The organism is Protofrankia sp. CiP1_Cm_nod3 (genome assembly GCF_982290655.1).
On sequence record NZ_CEVIVD010000016.1, the window covers coordinates 57,716 to 58,715 of the forward strand.

The following is a 1,000-nucleotide window of genomic DNA, read 5'->3' on the forward strand; positions in this document are numbered from 1 at the left end:
TCGAGGCCGCGCTCAAGCTGACCCAGACAGTCACCGGGAACGACACGCTGCTGGCGTTCACCGGCGGCTACCACGGCATGACAGCTGGTGCGCTCGCCGTCACCGGGAACGTCACGATCAAGGAACGCCTCCGGCCGGTGGGCACGGTCGTGCGGCTGCCCTACCCGTACCCCTACCGCTGCCCGTTCGGCGTGGGCGCCACCGACGGGGACTGCCCGGACGGCGCGCGGCTGTCCGCCCAGTACATCGAACGGCTCCTGGACGACCCGTGCGGCGGGGTGGCCCGGCCCGCCGCGATGATCGTCGAAGCCGTGCAGGGCGAGGGCGGGGTGGTGCCCGCGCCCGACGACTGGCTGCGGGCGATCCGCCGGATCACCGCCGAGCGGGGCATCCCCCTGATCCTCGACGAGGTCCAGACCGGGGTAGGGCGCACGGGCACGTTCTGGGCCGGCGAGCACAGCGGCATCATCCCGGACGTCATCGTCATGTCGAAGGCGATCGGCGGCGGCCTGCCGCTGGCCGTCATCGCCTACCGGGAGGAGCTGGACGGCTGGGCTCCCGGCGCACACACCGGCACGTTCCGCGGCAACCAGCTCGCGATGGCCGCCGGCGTCGCCACCCTGCGTTTCGTCCGCTCCGAAGCCCTGGATCTGCGCGCCGCCGAGGCCGGTGCCCGGATGCTGGCCGACCTGCGGACAATCGCCGCGGGCCGGCCCTGCGTGGGCGACGTCCGCGGGCGCGGGCTCATGATCGGCCTGGAGGTGGTCGACCCCGACGCCGGCCCGGACGCCCTCGGCGCCCGGCCGGCAGACCCGCACCTGGCCGCCCGTGTCCGGGCCGAGTGCCTGGCCCGGGGCCTGATCGTCGAGCTCGGCGGGCGCCACGACGCGGTGGTGCGGCTGCTCCCGCCGCTGACCATCACCGACGCCGAGGCCGACCGGGTACTGGCCATCCTCGCCGACGCCCTCACCGCGGCAGCCTCCCCACCCCGGTGAGGCCC

At 75.2% G+C, this 1,000-nt stretch carries 1 protein-coding gene; it reads left to right on the forward strand.

The genetic code is table 11. The annotated features are described in order from the left end of the window. A partial coding sequence (locus AC5LUJ_RS05720; protein WP_493464583.1) for an aminotransferase class III-fold pyridoxal phosphate-dependent enzyme occupies positions 1–995 on the forward strand: 995 nt, incomplete at its 5' end. Positions 996–1,000 lie beyond the last annotated feature (5 nt).